Below are 13562 nucleotides of genomic sequence, written 5' to 3' on the forward strand. Positions count from 1 at the left end.
ATCGCGCAAGCGAGTTGGTCGACAAATCTCCACAACAGAAGGTCAGGAGGCCGTCACCAAACGGGTTCCCGCCTCTTCACCGGCCTTTTCCCCGCCTTCTCCCGAGCCCTCCGGCGCCATCGCCCACGGGTCCCCGCCGGACGCCGGAGCGAGCCCCGGGGAAGGCTCCGGCGACGCCTTCGCCTCCGGTCGCGCCGCACGCCGGAAGGCCGCCGTGCCCCGGCCCAGGTCGTGGCCCACCGTCAGCGCGGCCACATCCACGAAGGTCTTCCGCTGCCCGTCCCGCTCGTCCTCCCGCACCCGCAACCTGCCGTGCACCACGAGCGGTTCGCCCACCGAGACCGAGGCCGCGAGATTGGCCCCGAGGGAACGCCAGGCCGACACCGTGTAGAAGCTGGTGGGCCCGTCGGTCCAGAGCCCCCGCTCCCGGTCCCAGCGCCGTGCGGTCACCGCGAGACGGAACCTGGCGACCCCGCCCCTCACGGTGTCCCGGTACTCCACAGCCGTCGCCACATTGCCCACCAGCGTCACGGTCGTCTCGTTCATCATCCGTCCCCCGCCCTCACGTTCGCCCTGCTGTCTCTTCTCCGGTCCCTCCATCCTGGAGGTGCGCGGAGAAACCCGCTGAGACCTGTGGACAAGCGGACGACTATGCACAACTCCGTCACCCAGGAGGGGAGACGGAGGAGGGTGGGACGGGGCGGGGAGGGGCGGGGCGGGGAGGCGCGAGAGTACGCCTCCGCGCCCGTACCCCCGTACGGAGGCGGCGGCGCGGGCCCCTGCCCGCCACCTGGCCCTACGCCATCGGCCGCCGAGCACCGGCTAGCGTGCGCGCGTGCCCGCCCTGGTGGCGCCCAGCCGGGTCGTGCCGCCGCGTGCGCCGCCCACGATCCTGGGCGACTGCCGGGTGCCCACCACGGTCGCGTACTGCTCCCGGACCTCCCGGTAGCGCATCAGTTCCGCCGCCACCGGGTCGAGGACGCGGGCCCGGCCGCAGGACGCGGTCGCTTCCCGCAGGCGGCGCTCGGCCTCCTGCCCGTACCGCCCGGCGGGTCCCTTCACGGCCCCCTCGCAGGCCCATTCGACGAGCGGGCCGCCGACAATCCCGGCCAGCATCACGAGGACGGGCGGCAGCAGTCCCGGTTCCACGACGCCGGCGATCTGCCCCACCAGCCAGAGCGCGCCGAAGACCTGGAGGAGCGTCATCACCGCCTGGGCGAGGACGGCGGCGGGCCACCAGGCGGGGCGCGGCGGCCGGGCCGCGGGGTCCCCGAGGTCGGCCGTCAGTTCGTCCAGGGCCTCGGACAGTCCGTCCGCTCCCCGCTCGGCGGCTTCGCGGACGGCCTGGGCCCAGGCCGCAGGGAGGCCGTGCGAGGCCTCGTCGGCGACGCTCCGCACCGCCTGTTCGACACGCTGGCGGGCCGTCAGTTCGTCCTCGGGAGGTGCCGGGCGCGGGTCCACGGAGCCGTGCGCGCGCAGTCGCTCGTACCAGCGGTAGAGGCGCAGCCAGGGGGTCCCGCAGGCGCGGATGGCGCCCCGGCGCCAGACGCGTTCGGCGGCCTCGCCCGCCGCCTGGGCGCCGACCGCGACGGCGAGGCGGTCGGTGAAGACGTCCCGGGCGCGTTCGTCGAGGCCGGGGCGGCCGTCGGCGAGGTAGGAGGGGCGCAGCCGGGCCGCGGCGGCGTCGAGGTCGGCGGCGAGCCTGCACTCGGGGGCGGTGCGTTCCTGGACGAAACGGGCGACCAGTTCGCGGAGTTCGGCGATGCCCTCGCCGGTGAGGGCGGAGACGGCGAGGACGGTGGCGCCGGGTTCGCCGTGTTCGCCGAGGGCGACGCCGTCCTCGTCCAGGAGGCGGCGCAGGTCGTCGAGGACGAGGTCGGTGGCCTCGGTGCCGAGCCGGTCGATCTGGTTGAGGACGACGAAGGTGACCTCGGCGTGCCCGGCGAACGGCCGGAGGTAGCGCTCGTGGAGGGCGGCGTCCGCGTACTTCTCGGGATCGACCACCCAGATGACGGCGTCGACGAGGCCGAGGACCCGGTCGACCGTGTCGCGGTGGGCGGTGACGGCCGAGTCGTGGTCGGGCAGGTCGAGGAGGACGAGCCCCTGGAACGCGGTGTCGGCGGCGCCTCCCGCGAGGGGGCGGCGGCGCAGTCTGCCGGGGACGGCGAGCCGGTCGAGCAGTCCGGCGGCGCCCTCGGACCAGCTGAGCGCGATGGGCGCGGAGGTGGTGGGGCGGCGCAGTCCGGTCTCGGAGACGCAGACCCCGGCGAAGGCGTTGAAGAGCGTGGACTTGCCGCTGCCGGTGGCGCCCGCGATGGCGATCACGGTGTGCCGGGAGGAGAGGCGCTGGCGTGCGGCGGCCTCGTCGAGGACCCGCCCGGCTTCGGCGAGGGCCTCGCCGTCGACCCGCGTACGGGAGAGCCCGACGAGTTCGTGGAGGGCGTCGAGGCGGGTACGGAGGGGGCCGCCGTAGCTGCCCCCGAGGGGCGGCAGGGTGTCGGGCTCCTGCGGCTCCCCGGCACCGGTCGGTACGTCGGGGGCGGGGGCTGAGGCGGGAGCGGGGGCGCGTTCGGCGGCGCGGCGGGCGATGAGCCCGTCGTCCCAGCGACCGCCGTCTCGGCCGCCGTCCCGGCGACCGTTGTCCCGGCGACCATCGTCCCGGTCGCCGTCGCGAGCGCCGTCCCGGGCGGGGGTGCCCGGGGCGCTGGGAGTACCGGGGTCCCGGGAGTCCCGTCCGCCCGGATTCCGCTCCGGGGGACCCGCGCGGTCCGGGGGCGGGGTGGTGGGGGTCCTGGCGGGGCGGGTCCGGGTGGTGGGGGTCCGGGTGGTGGGGGTCCGGGTGGTGGGCGGCTGGCTTCGGGTGTCCCCGCTCAGGGTGTCCCCGCTCCGGCGCCCTGGGCCTGAGCTGGGGCCTGGGCGGGGGGTTGGACTGGGGCTCGGGCTGGAACTGGGGCTGGGGCTTTCGAGATCCGTCACGGCCCCGTTCTCCCCTCCCTCCCTGCCCTCGGCCCGGCTCTCACCCTTCTCCTCATCGCTGCCGCCGCCCGTGTCCTCGCCCCCCGCCTCGGCTCCGTGCCCGTATCCGTCCCGGCCCGGGTCCCGCCCGCGTCGGTACCCACCGCCCGGTCCCAGGTCCGCATCCACGTCCACACCCGCATCCACACCGGCGTCCGCGTCCACGACGTCACTTCTCCTTCTGCAGTACGGAGAGCGCGGCGATCAGCTCCGCCTGCGGCTCGGGGGTCACGTCGAGTGCTTCGAGGGGCGCGAGGCGCAGGTCGCGTTCGGCGTGCAGGACCCGGTCGACGTAGGTCAGGACGAGGGCGCCGCCCTTGTCGCGCAGTCGCAGGGCGGTCTGGGCGCCGAGGAGTTCGGCAAGGCGTTCACCGGCGGGCCGGGCGCGACGGCCGCCGAGGAGGGAAGCGGCGAGGAGCGCGGCGACGGTCTCGGCGTCGGGCAGGGCGGCACGGGAGGAGGGGGGCCGTTCCACGTCCCGTACCTCTTCCTCGGCCAGCTCTTCGAGGACGCGGCGCCAGCGGCGCACCTCCACCCCGATCCGTTCCACCGTGTCGCGGCCCCCGCCCGCGCGGGCGGGGCCGAGGGCTCCGGCGGCGGGTTCGCGGCGCCAGGCGTCGCGGACGCGTTCCCCGGCGGCGGAGACCGCGCAGTGGAGGAGGGCGGCGAGGGACTCGGTCAGGGCGTCGAGGAGTTCGTCGGCGGTGCTGTCGCGGGGGTAGGAGCGCCAGCGGGTGCGGGCGTCCCCGGCGAGTACGGTGCCCCGGGCCAGCTGCTCGCGGACGCGCTTGCCCTGGGTTCCGTACGCGGTTCCCACGGCGCCGCCGAGACGGCCCGCGGCCGCGTACTGGGCGGAGACCGCTCCGGCCAGTTCGGGGAGGCGCGCGTCGAGGGAGTCGATGATGCCGGTGGCGGTGCGGAAGGCGGCCTGCTGGCGGGCGGCGGGGTCCTCGGCGCAGTGGATGAGCCAGGCCCGGAGGGGGGCGACGGCGCTGTCAGGCAGCAGGCCGCTGCCGCCGCCCGCGGACTCGGGGAGTTCGGGGATGGTGAAGCGGGGTACGCCGCCGAGCCCGGCCCGGTCGAGCAGGGCCTCGTACTGGCGGGAGACCTCGCCGATGATCTGGTGCGGGACGCGGTCGAGGACCGTGACGAGGCTGGCGTCGTACTCCTTGGCCGTACGGAGCATGTGCCAGGACACGGCGTCGGCGTACCGCGAGGCGGTGGTGACCATCACCCAGATGTCGGCGGCACAGATCAACTCGGCGGCGAGGAGACGGTTCTCCACGACGAGGGAGTCGATGTCGGGCGCGTCGAGGAGGGCGAGGCCGCGGGGGACGGAGGCGGCCGTCTCGACGCGCAGGGCGTTCTCCTGCGGGGGTGTGTCGTCGGCGTGGTGGTCCTCGTCGGTCTGCGGCAGCCAGACGCGGGTGAGCTGCGGGAGGACGCGCGTCCCGGCGAACCAGTGGTGGTCCTCGGGGTGGCAGACGAGCACGGGGGTGCGGGTGGTGGGCCGGAGGACGCCGGACTCGCTGACGCGGCGGCCGACAAGGGAGTTGACGAGGGTGGACTTGCCCGCACCGGTGGAGCCGCCGACGACGGCGAGGAGCGGGGCTTCGGGGTCCTTCAGCCGGGGCACGAGGTAGTCGTCGAGCTGGGCGAGCAGCTCGGCCCTGGTCTGCCGGGCGCGCGGCGAGCCGGGCAGGGGGAGGGGAAGACGCACGGCGGCGACACGGTCGCGGAGGGCGGAGAGTGCGTCGATCAGCTGAGGCCGTTCGTCCAAGGTCACCACATGCGAAGAATGCCCAATTTATGAGTGTTTTTGAAGCCTATTACGGCCCTGCGCGCCGAAGAGAGGGGTGGTGACCGGAAGCTCAGGCATAACGAGTGCACAACACCCGCCCCGAGCATGGCAAAAAGCGCTGCGCGAATCGCACCTGCCTGCGATTATCGTTCCGCTTCACCGAACCTCCACATCGTGCCACGCAGGTGAAGCAACCAGGCCAAGGTGATCGGAGCCCTATCCTTGTCCCGGCAGGCCACACCCCACCCACAAGGGGCTCCTGGCCACACGGCCACCACCCGGCCCCCGTAGCTCAGTGGATAGAGCAGGTGCCTTCTAAGCACTTGGCCGCAGGTTCGAGTCCTGCCGGGGGCGCACAGCGGGACCCCTCCTTCGGGAGGGGTCTTTTTGCTGGTCGGGAGCGATACGGGGGCCGAGGTGGAGGACGCCGAGGCGAGATCCGTCGAGTGGCTGGATCCGCCCGGCTAAAACCGGTCAGAGGTAGCCTCTGCTGGCTGGTTCTCCCGAAAACTTCCCGAAGTCTTGAGATCGCCCGCTGCCCCTGCCGATCTTGCCGTCCAGCAACTCCAGCGCCTCCTCCCACCGGAAGCGGTCCGCTCCCCCGCCCGCCTTCGGCCGGTGCGGCTCGTACGACCCGACCAGCACGCCCATCTCCCGCAGCTGGTCCAGGCTCCGGCCGTACGCCGGGTGTGCGGCCATGGCTGCGTTCACGTACGGCAGGACGACCGTCGGGATGCCCATCCCGTACGCCTCGCACAGGATGCCCAGGGCGAGGGTGTCGGCGATTCCGGCGGCCCACTTGTTGACGGTGTTGAACGTGGCGGGTGCGACGGCGATGGCGTCGGCGGGCGGGAGCGGGCGCGAGTCGCCCGGTCTGCGCCAGGCCGAGCGAATCGGAAAGCCGGTCTGGGCCTCGATCGCCTCGGTGTCGAGGAAGCCGAGTCCCTGCGGTGTCGCGACGACTCCGACGCCCCAGCCCCGCTCCTGCGCCGCGGTGATCAGCTTGTGGGCGTCGCCCGCGATGCCAGCAGCGCAGACGACGACGTACAGGAACGGCTGTGCGGTCACGCGGGGACTCCCAGTCGGCGGCTGAAGTGGTGGAGCTCGGGCAGCGTACGTCGTCGGTCCCGGGCGGCCATGTCGGCGACCAGGCCGCGGACGGCGGGGCGACGTACGTCCTGGGCGGCACAGGTCTCGGCAATGCGGAGGGCCTGGTAGCCCTCGGCGAGTCGGCCCTGCTGGCTGTAGGCACGGGTGACTTCGACCCAGAGCGCTGCTCGTCGTTCGGGCGCGGGGATGTGGCGGCGCATGAGGGGTGCTGCGGCGCTCAGCGCGATACCGGCGTCACCGAAGGACACCAAGGCACTGACGGCGTGGATCGCAACGTTGGTCGGGCTGAAGTTGGCCCAATCGTCGGGCTGGTCACCGCCACGGCTGGCCGCGGTCGCTCCTCGTAGGAGCAGCAGGCCGACGGCGGCGAGGTATCGGGACGAGCGCCGATCGTAGGAGCCGGAGAGCTGCCCTGCGGTGTGGCGGACGAGGGTGACGGCCTGGGCGGTGTGCTTCTCACAGGTCAGGACGTGAGCGTGGAGGCGGACGCTGGAAGCGAGGACAACGGGATCGCCGGAGCGCTCGGCCTCCGCCATGGCGCGTCCCACCGCCAACCAGGCGTTGTCCTGGTCGGCTTGCTTGAGCAGCAGACTCGTCGAGGTCCGGTACGCGGTGGCCAGCAGCCCGGCCGTCTCCTCGGCGTTGCGATGGTCGCCGGCTGCCTGCCGCAGATCGGTGATGAGACCGGGCAGCATCGCCTCCAGTTCCGCGTAGTCGCAGGTGCAGAAGAGGCGGCGGGCGGTGGTGAGCCTGTCCCGCAGGGGCTGGATCTCTCCGTTCCACGAAGAGGCGGTGGCAGCTCTGGGGCGGGGAGAAGTGAGCGTAGGTCGTCATGGGCGGCGGTGACGGGCGTGGCCGGGGTCGTGAGGGAGGCGATGCGCGGGGAGTGAACGGCGATTCGATCAGAGGTCGCGGTCAGTAGTCGAATGCGTCGAGGTGTCGGCGCAGCAGGTCACCGATGTCTTCGCGGCCCCCTTCGACCGGCAGCGGCGAGGGAGTGTCCTCGCCGTTCGCCATGGCGAGGCTGCTGGCGAAGCGCACGAGGTTCGGCGCGGGGGCGAAGGAGTCGCGCAGCCAGACGGCGAAGGCACCGGCTTCGTCCGCCGTCGCGTCAGTGAGGGTGATGTAGGCGTAGTCGGGCTCGGTGATGGCCGCGGTGCCGTCCAGCCACACGTCCGGCGCCAGCTCGATCTCGAAGTCCAGCACGGTCATCTCGTGGACGCCGGACCGCCGGTGCCCGATGGTGGGGTCGGGAAATGCCTCTCGCAGCGCCCGCTCCAAGGAGTCCAGCGTGGCGTGCCAGGCTCCGCCGTTCCCCTCGGGGGGATAGAAGGCGAAGTTCGTCCGGAGGTTTCGTTCCGTGGCCATGGTCTTCCTTGTGCTCAGGGGACGTACCGCGTCGAGCCGGGCGTGCCCGTCATCGCCATCATGGACTGCCAGTAGACGGCGTTGTCCCGTCCGTTCGTCACGATCTCCAGGCCCCTGATCTCGCTGTTGGCGGGGTTGGCCATGGCCTGCTTGTAGCGGACGAGCTCCTTCTCGTCACCCGCGTACATGGAGTCGACGACGGGGTCCCATGAGATCCTCCCCTGATTGTTGATCTTGACGGGCTTCGTCAGGGTCTCCTCGACCCGGTCGAGGGTGCGGAAGCTCTTCTTCGTGCAGTCCGGGTCCCGTACGTGCTTCGCTTCGACGAGGTGGCCGTCGAGGGGGCGTATGCCGTCCACCATGAGCCCGCGCTTGCTCCCGAGCAACGGCACTTCCCGCTCGGGGTAGCCGGCCACGCGGAGCTGGTAGGCGTTGTCCGGGGCCGCCGGGCCACCGCCGCCGGCCAGGCCGCCGGGTCGGAGGGTGTTCGTCCACGCGCGGAACTGCTGCTGCTCTGCCGCGGTGAGGAGGCGGGTCGTCCCAGGGACCGGCGGAATCGGGTCGGCGAAGGAGATACCCGGGTCGACGGGGTTGATCATCGGAGCCAGGGTCGGCACCTGCCCGGCGTACGACGCGAGGACGACCGGGACGGGTACGGGAATCGGCGCGGGAACGAGGGGCGGCAGGAACGGGAGTCCGGGGACGGCGGGCGCTGTCGGCGGATCGGCGGCGGGAAGCTTGATGCGTGCGGCGGACGAGTCCAGTGCGTGGCCCACGGAGCCGAGGTCCCGGATCCAGGAGTCCCCGAGCACGGCATCGAGCAGTCCGCCGTCGTATCCGTTGCCGCCGAACATCGGCTGGTCCCAGGGCATGTCGACCGCGAAGAGGTCCATCTTGCGCCCGGCGATCTTCCCCTTGGCGGCCTCCACGTGCTCGGCGTACCGGTCACATGCCTTGGCTATCTGCGTGCAGGCAGCTACGAGGTTCGTCACCAGTGGCTCGCCTTCCTCCGCCTTCGCCGGAGGACAGGTGAGGCCGACGCTGTGCTTGACGTAGGTCTGGAAGGCGTCGGCGGCCTCGCCGGAGTGTGCCTTGCTCGCGGTGAGGGCGTACGCCTGCGCGTCCTCCAGGAAGCGTTGCATGAGCACCCCGGCGTGACGCCAGGAGTCGGCGACGTCCCGGATCTTCTCCGGCGAGCCGCGGAAGCGGTCACTGCCGCCGCCGGGGGCGTACTGCTCGTACCAGGCGGTCTCCCCGACCACCTCGGGGAGCTCCTGGCCCAGCCCGAGGTAGTTCTCGGTGCAGTCGGCGCCGGGGTCGCCCATTCCCGCCGTGAGGTCGGTCTGCCGCCCCAGTAAGGCAGAGACTTGTCGGCTTTCCTCGGCCATGAACTCGCGGGCGTTGCGCATCAGCCCCTTGCTCGTCTCACCAAGGACGTACGAGCTGAAGCCCATCTTGTCGAGCGTCACGGAGGCTGCCGAGACGTACACCTTGGCAAAGGCTCGCCCAGCCTCGTCGTCCCCTGCCATCCCCTGTTGTCTCGCCAGTTCGTGGCCGACGGCAATGGCCGTGTCACGCGCTCCCCGCATCGTGTCGAGAAGCCCCATGGACCCGCGGATCATTCCCTCCGCGACGAACTTGACGTCCGGAGCAAGGCCGGTCACCGTCGCACCCCCTTGCAGATGTGAATCGTCAACCTATCCCAGGCGGATGCCATCGTCCGGGCGATGTCAGCTGCTCGGCTCATTGCCGTCGGCAAGCAGGCGGAAACCGAGCAGTGGGACCTCGTCCGGGTCGACGTCCCCGGACAAGGGCCGGCCTTCCAGGAGGAAGCCGAAGAAGCCGCGCAGGGCTTCATTGCCCAGTTCCAGGGGGTGGAAGGGCAGCGCGTACGGCTCCTCGTCCCAGTCCGGGCCGAACTCCACGGGACGGTCACCCGCCCAGTAGGGCGTTTCGAAGGGGAACGGGGTGCCGATGTTCTCCTCGCGGATGAGGGGCGGACCGGGCTGGAAGCCAAGGCCCACGCTCGGAGCGTCCAGGGGATGGCGCGGCACCCATCGGTCCACCCCTTGTCGATCAGGGGAAGGAGGACAGGGGCCAGCTCTCCCGGCGGAGCCGGTGCGAGTGGCTCCTCCGGATCGCCGCGGACGTCCGGGAGGATGTCGGTCTCAAAGGCGTTGAGCATGAACGCGCGCGCGGCGGCGGGAACGTTCTCGGGGGCGTTCACGTCGTGATCGTCGCGCGGAGGGCGGCGGGCCCGGGCTTCTCCGTTGACGGAGCTGGCGGCGGGGCGCCAGGGTCGGCTCATGAATTCCGCCCGCGTGCCGCTCGACCGAGCGGCAGCCTGGTCCCGGCTGCTGGAGACGTACCGCCCTCACGCCACTGACGATCGACGGGTTCCGCCGTCCCTGGGGTGCCTGATCGAGGCCGCCCGCGGGGAAGCCACCCTTGGAGCGATGTACCCCTGGGTGTCGATGGAGCAGCTGGGCGTGTCGGCGGGGGACGACTGGGAGGAGTGGGGACACACCCCGCTCCCTGCGATGTTCGCCCGTCCCGACGGGTACTCGGTGGTGGGCCGCACACAGCGAGGAGACGTCGTCCGGCTGACGACGTCCGACCCCGCGGAGGCCGCCGCGTTCGCGGCCCGCCTGGTGGGTTCCGAGGCCGTCGCGTTCGCGGCCCGCCTGGTGGGTTCCGAGGGCATCGCGCGAGTGGAGAAGCCTTGTGCGTGGCTGTCCGAGGTGGAGACGGTCCTGCGGGACGCAGGCTGGCGCCCCGGACGCGTTGTCGATACGCGGGCCTGGACAGAACGCCTGGAGCAGGACGGTTTCCGCTCCCATGCCGCGGCCGAGTGCTTCCTGCGCGAGTTCGGCGAGCTGACGGTGGGGCACGGTGGCGGCGGGATCACGCGTGCTCGAGAGCCGTTCGATCTGGATCCGCTCCTCGCGTTGGGCGAGGCCGACCGTTTCGCCGAATGGAGCGCGGAGATCGGCCACCACCTCTTCCCCGTCGGCGAACTCGACCACGGCCACGCGTTCCTCGGCCTGGACGAGAACGGTGAACTGTATGTCGTCTCCAGCTGGCTGGCCCGCTTCAGCCGCGTGCCGGAGGCCCTGGAGAACCTCGTACTCGGCGTCATGCCGGTCCGTATGCCTTCTCCAGGGTGAGCCGGACTCCGGGGAACCGGCCCCCGAACGTCAACCGTGCCGGATTCACCTGACCCGGCCGTGCCTTGCTGGAGGAGGGCACCGTACGGAACGGATAGGCGCCGGGCCCGTAGAAGGTGCCATGCCGGGGAGCGGCTGGGGCGCCGCCATCGGTCCGGTGACTGCCGTCCTCCGGCGTGGCCGTGTGCGCCCGGAGCCTGCCCCGGCCCGTCGCCGGGCGGACGGCGTCCTCGACCCGCTGGGCGACTGCTTCCCCGGGCGGATTTCTGCGTAGTACGGGGGCGCGAAGAACATGGTGAACCGCACACGTCCTCCCGGAAGTACGCGTGGCTACCGGGACACCAGCCATCACCCGGGGCGCGAGCTGAGGCTGTGCGCCCCGAGTTCGCGGTACGAGCGTCCCGGACCCGCCGCCGCCCGGCCCTGCCCGTACCGCGTGAAGGTGCTCTCCCACGAGTACGCGCGCCGGGCACGACCCGGATCTCCCTCCCGCTCGACGATCGAGCCGGGGCTCGCGCCGCCTCCCGGCTCTCGGGTGCCGGGCGGGTGAGGGTACGGCTCGTCCCGTTCGCCTCCGGCCTGGCGGTGACGGCGGAGGCGGTGGCTCGCACCGGTGCGAGGAGGTGCCTCCGTCGGCTTCCCGTTCGGGCGGGCTCGGCCACGGGCGCGAGGGGCTTCCTCCGGTGCCTGGAGGTGGCCCGGGCGGGCTCGGTTCCGGGGGCGTCCGGGGGCGGGCGTTCGTGGCGGCTACTTGGAGGCGTCCTCGGCGAGGGTGTGGGCCACGAGGGCGTTCGCGTGGCCGTGGCCCAGGGAGTGTTCGGCCTTGAGCCAGTTCACGAGTTCCATGTGCTTGGTGAGCGGCGAGGCGCGGATGAGGTCCTTCCACTCCGCGATCGGGCGGCCGTGCTTCTTCTCGATGGAGGGGAAGTAGCTGGCAGGACCCTTTACCGCGTCGGTCATGAGATGCCCCGTTTCCGTTCCGGTTCCGTTGATCTTGATGCTGTCGATGATGTGCGGTGGAGCGGCGGCCGTCTAGCGGTCCGCCGGGGTGACGGCCAGGCGGGCGGCCACCGCGGCCAGCCCCACCAGGCCCAGGCCCGCCCCCGCCGTGAAGGCCAGGACGGAGGCGGCCGAGGCCGTGAATCCGGCGAGGACCACCACGGGCACGAGCCGGGAGGCGACGGCCCAGCCTCGGTGGCCCCGGGCGGCGAGCGGGCGGGCCAGGACGACCAGGGCGGCGCACAGGGCGAGATAGCCGATCATCCCGGCGGCCATGTGCGCGGAGCCGTGACCGCTCATCGTGGTCGCGTCCGGGGCTCCGGCCGGAAACCCCGCACCGGCGTCCGCCGGGAACACCGCCGCCGCCCAGAACGACGCGCCGAAGACCCCGATCAGCGCGGGACCCCACGTTCCTCCCGCTCCCCCGCCCAGCGCGCGGCGCAGTCCGGCCGCGCCCGCGACCAACAGGGCCCCGGCGACCAGGAAGTTCACCGTCTGGATCCAGCCCGCCTCGCCGAGGGCCAGCTGACTGATCGCGTTCCGGCCGAAGTCGAAGCCGTCACGGGTCAGCCCCTGGGCGACACCCGCCCCGAGGAACAGCGGCCCCGCCACGACCGCACCGGCCACCGGCCCCCGTACCGTCGACCGCGCGTCACGCGGGGTGGGAACGGCGTGGGCACCGGCGCTGAGCGTCCTCGTCATGTCGGGCCTTCCTCGTTCGGTTTCTGTCGTACGTATGACCGGGTCCGGGCGGCGAAGTCATCGACGGGGCGGCTGTGACCCGCGTCACTCGCCGGAGTCGTACGGGGTCGGGCGCGGGCGTCCGCCGTTCAGCCGGGGCACTCTCCGGCGCCCGGCCGAACGGCCCGCGCCTGCCGGGCGGTGAGGGGTACGAGACGCGGCGCCCGCTCCCGTACGGAGTCCCCCGGCATCGGTCGGCACCCCCGTGCCGCGCCGTACCACCCGCACCACCCCATAGGCGGAGAACCGCGCGATGCGTCAGCCTCGGGGGTGTCCCGGTCCGGGACGGGAGCGGAGAGGTGGAGACTGTGGTGGAGGCTGCGGTGGGAGCGATCACGCGGGCGAACGAGACGACGGTGCCGGTGCTGCCGTGCGCGTCGGTGGAGGAGACCCTGGAGTTCTACCGGGCGCTGGGCTTCGCGGTCACGTATCAGCAGACCCGGCCCTATCTCTATCTGGCCCTGGAGTGGAGCGGGTTCGCGCTGCACTTCGGGAGGCCGCCGGAGGACTTCGACCCGAGCCGGGAGGAGTCCGGCTGCTGTCTGGTCCTGGTCGACGAAGTCGGCGCCTACCACGCCGAGTTCAGCCGGGCACTGCGCGCCTCCTACGGCAGGGTCCCGGCGAAGGGGCAGCCCAGGATCACCCGCTTCCGGCCCGGGGCGAGCCGGTTCACCTTGGTCGACCCGTCCGGGAACTCGCTCCTCTTCATTCAGCGGGACGAGCCCGAGGAGCTGGAGTACGGCGGCTCCAAGAGCCTCACGGGCCTGGCCAAGGCCCTCGACAACGCCCGGATCCTCTCCGAGTTCAAGAACGACGACCACGCCGCGCTCCGGGTGCTCACCACGGCCCTGCGTCGGCACGAGGCCACCGCCCCACCCGTGGACGTGACCAGGGCCCTCGCCACCCTGATCGAACTGGCGGCCGTCCTGGAGGAGGACGAAGGCGTCGACGAGTGGCGCCACCGGCTCACCGCGCTCACCGCGCTCACCGCGCTCACCGCCACCGACGCCACCGACGCCACCGACGCCACCGACGCCACCGACGCCACCGACGCCACCGACGCCACCGACGCCACCGACGCCACCGACGCCACCGACGCAGAACGTCAGCGGGCCGGGGAGGGTCACGGGGGTGCCGACCGTTCCCCGGCCGCCGAGGAGAGCGCCCGTGGCACCACTCTCCGGCCGACCGGGGAAGGTCCCCGCGACACCGACCGTCACCCGGCCGAGTAGGCCCCTCACCTGCGCCGGACGTCGGCAGGTGGAGGCGGAGGAGGTCCCCGCGCCGCCGAGGGCCCTGGTCGGTGACGTACTCCCGTAGCGCCGGATGGGGGCTGGAACCCCGCCCCGGACGGGGGCCGG

The 13562-nt window shown here is 72.6% G+C and carries 12 protein-coding genes, 1 tRNA gene and 1 pseudogene; 4 read left to right on the top strand and 10 right to left on the bottom strand.

All coding sequences use genetic code 11. The annotated features are described in order from the left end of the window. Window positions 1-42 precede the first annotated feature (42 nt). Together ACFXGN_RS29580 and ACFXGN_RS29585 are read right to left on the bottom strand one after the other, a co-directional pair. Window positions 43-546, bottom strand: a complete 504-nt coding sequence (locus ACFXGN_RS29580) for a single-stranded DNA-binding protein (protein ID WP_384864987.1) — start codon at window positions 544-546, stop codon at window positions 43-45. Between the two features lie 276 nt (window positions 547-822). Continuing rightward, window positions 823-2325, bottom strand: a complete 1503-nt coding sequence (locus ACFXGN_RS29585; protein ID WP_384864989.1) for a GTPase — start codon at window positions 2323-2325, stop codon at window positions 823-825. A 3-nt stretch (window positions 2326-2328) separates the two neighbouring features. Between ACFXGN_RS29585 and ACFXGN_RS29590 the strand changes: the two genes are divergently transcribed. After that, window positions 2329-2550, top strand: coding sequence for a hypothetical protein (locus tag ACFXGN_RS29590; protein ID WP_384864991.1), 222 nt, complete (start codon window positions 2329-2331; stop codon window positions 2548-2550). Window positions 2551-3184: 634 nt separating this feature from the next. Here ACFXGN_RS29590 and ACFXGN_RS29595 read toward each other — a convergent pair. Then, the gene (locus tag ACFXGN_RS29595) at window positions 3185-4795 is read right to left on the bottom strand and encodes a dynamin family protein (RefSeq protein WP_384865031.1); all 1611 of its coding nucleotides are present in this window, start codon (window positions 4793-4795) and stop codon (window positions 3185-3187) included. A gap of 302 nt (window positions 4796-5097) precedes the next feature. Between ACFXGN_RS29595 and ACFXGN_RS29600 the strand changes: the two genes are divergently transcribed. After that, window positions 5098-5170 (top strand) — tRNA-Arg (locus tag ACFXGN_RS29600). Between the two features lie 120 nt (window positions 5171-5290). On the opposite strand, the gene ACFXGN_RS29605 is transcribed toward ACFXGN_RS29600, so the two are convergent. The 5 genes and pseudogenes from ACFXGN_RS29605 to ACFXGN_RS29625 form a co-directional block, all read right to left on the bottom strand. Then, a complete protein-coding gene (locus ACFXGN_RS29605) occupies window positions 5291-5884 on the bottom strand; it encodes a flavoprotein (RefSeq protein ID WP_384864992.1) in 594 nt (197 codons plus the stop codon). Then, a pseudogene (locus ACFXGN_RS29610) lies at window positions 5881-6824 on the bottom strand (heavy metal transporter CzcB). The gene ACFXGN_RS29605 and the pseudogene ACFXGN_RS29610 overlap by 4 nt, the downstream one beginning before the upstream one ends. Window positions 6825-6841: 17 nt before the next feature. Next, on the bottom strand, window positions 6842-7294 hold the full coding sequence (locus ACFXGN_RS29615; RefSeq protein ID WP_384864993.1) for a hypothetical protein: 453 nt from the start codon (window positions 7292-7294) through the stop codon (window positions 6842-6844). A gap of 14 nt (window positions 7295-7308) precedes the next feature. Then, a complete protein-coding gene (locus ACFXGN_RS29620; RefSeq protein WP_384864995.1) occupies window positions 7309-8958 on the bottom strand; it encodes a restriction endonuclease fold toxin-2 domain-containing protein in 1650 nt (549 codons plus the stop codon). Window positions 8959-9024: 66 nt separating this feature from the next. Continuing rightward, window positions 9025-9318 carry a DUF6928 family protein gene (locus tag ACFXGN_RS29625; protein ID WP_384864996.1) on the bottom strand — a complete coding sequence of 98 codons (294 nt, stop codon included), beginning with the start codon at window positions 9316-9318 and terminating at the stop codon, window positions 9025-9027. A gap of 282 nt (window positions 9319-9600) precedes the next feature. Between ACFXGN_RS29625 and ACFXGN_RS29630 the strand changes: the two genes are divergently transcribed. Then, entirely contained in the window at window positions 9601-10461 is an 861-nt protein-coding gene (locus ACFXGN_RS29630; protein WP_384864998.1) for an SUKH-3 domain-containing protein, read from the top strand. Window positions 10462-11208: 747 nt separating this feature from the next. On the opposite strand, the gene ACFXGN_RS29635 is transcribed toward ACFXGN_RS29630, so the two are convergent. Then, window positions 11209-11421, bottom strand: a complete 213-nt coding sequence (locus ACFXGN_RS29635; RefSeq protein ID WP_384864999.1) for a DUF4287 domain-containing protein — start codon at window positions 11419-11421, stop codon at window positions 11209-11211. Between the two features lie 72 nt (window positions 11422-11493). Further along, a complete protein-coding gene (locus ACFXGN_RS29640) occupies window positions 11494-12162 on the bottom strand; it encodes a DUF998 domain-containing protein (protein ID WP_384865000.1) in 669 nt (222 codons plus the stop codon). A 362-nt stretch (window positions 12163-12524) separates the two neighbouring features. On the opposite strand from ACFXGN_RS29640, the gene ACFXGN_RS29645 reads away from it, so the two are divergent. After that, window positions 12525-13433, top strand: a complete 909-nt coding sequence (locus ACFXGN_RS29645) for a glyoxalase (RefSeq protein ID WP_384865002.1) — start codon at window positions 12525-12527, stop codon at window positions 13431-13433. Window positions 13434-13562 lie beyond the last annotated feature (129 nt).

Source organism: Streptomyces sp. NPDC059247 (assembly GCF_042754005.1).
Taxonomy (GTDB): domain Bacteria; phylum Actinomycetota; class Actinomycetes; order Streptomycetales; family Streptomycetaceae; genus Streptomyces.